We start from the raw sequence: 1,029 nt of genomic DNA, 5'->3' as shown, positions 1-1,029 counted from the left end.
TACTGAGCTTGTAGTCGTGGTGTCGTCAGTGTGAGCCCCGTTCCGGTGAGGCAGCCGTCGATGATGTCGCTGCGGTATTGGATCTGGCGGAGGCCGTGTCGGAGTCGGCGCATGAGGTGGTTCGGGTCGGTGAAGGCGGTGTTGGCCTGGGTGGTGCGTCGGAGGATCGACCAGATGCCTTCCACCGGGTTGAGATCGGGTGCATAGGGCGGCAGGTGGTAGACCGTGAGCCAGTCCTGCGCCTCGATGAAGGCCCGCATACGGCGGTCCTTGTGGACGTTCAAGTTGTCCCAGATGAGGACGATGGGGCCGCCGAGCTGGCGGTGGGCGGCAATGAGGAGCTCGCGGTACTCGGTCCAGGCGAAGCTCTTGCGGCCCCCGGCCTTGTGATCCCTGTGCCGTTTCGGCCGGTAGATGAGGCGGGAGCGCATCCCCGGTTGGTAGCAGCACAGGGCGGCGACAGAGAAGCGGCGCTGGGAACGGCCGCGGACCCGGATGACCGGTGTGGTGCCGCGCCGGCTCCAGGTGCGTGAGGTCGGCGGCGTCATCGAGAATCCGGCTTCGTCTTCGAAGACGAGCCAGGCCCCGAGCGCCGCCGCGGTGTTTCCACGTGCGGCCACACGTCCTTCACCCAGCCGGCCACCGCCGCCTCGTCCCGCTCGACCGCGCGACGGGCCGGCACCTGGTGGCTCCAGCCGTGTCGCCGCAGCATCTGGGAGATCCCCGACAGAGTCATGGACTTGTGGAACCTGCGGCCGATCAAGGTCTTGATACGGGCCAGCGTCCATCTCTGGTCTGGCCAGCCATGCACGACCGCGCCCTTGGCCAACTCCTCCTCAAGCACGGCGAACAGCGCGTCGCTCATCTTCGGCCGGGACGCCGGGCCGCGGGAACGAACCCCGTCTTGGCCGGCCGCCCTCCAGGCCTGTCGCCACCGTTGGACCGACCGGACGCTGACCCGTAACTCCTTCGCGACCTCGCTACTGCCCCGCCCGGCGGCGAACATCGCGACCGCTTCCATCCGGACCC

Annotated in this window: 2 protein-coding genes; both read right to left on the bottom strand. The window is 68.3% G+C overall.

Annotated elements, in window-relative coordinates; translation table 11 throughout:
- Positions 1-548: transposase (locus ACFYP3_RS37975; protein WP_388842701.1), on the bottom strand; the 548-nt coding region annotated here is incomplete at its 3' end.
- On the bottom strand, positions 545-1,029 hold a 485-nt coding region (locus ACFYP3_RS37970; RefSeq protein ID WP_388842699.1), incomplete at its 5' end, for a winged helix-turn-helix domain-containing protein. The genes ACFYP3_RS37975 and ACFYP3_RS37970, both read right to left, overlap by 4 nt.

The organism is Streptomyces sp. NPDC005533 (assembly GCF_042871845.1).
Classification (GTDB): domain Bacteria; phylum Actinomycetota; class Actinomycetes; order Streptomycetales; family Streptomycetaceae; genus Streptomyces.
This window is presented reverse-complemented; position numbering and strand designations above follow the sequence as displayed.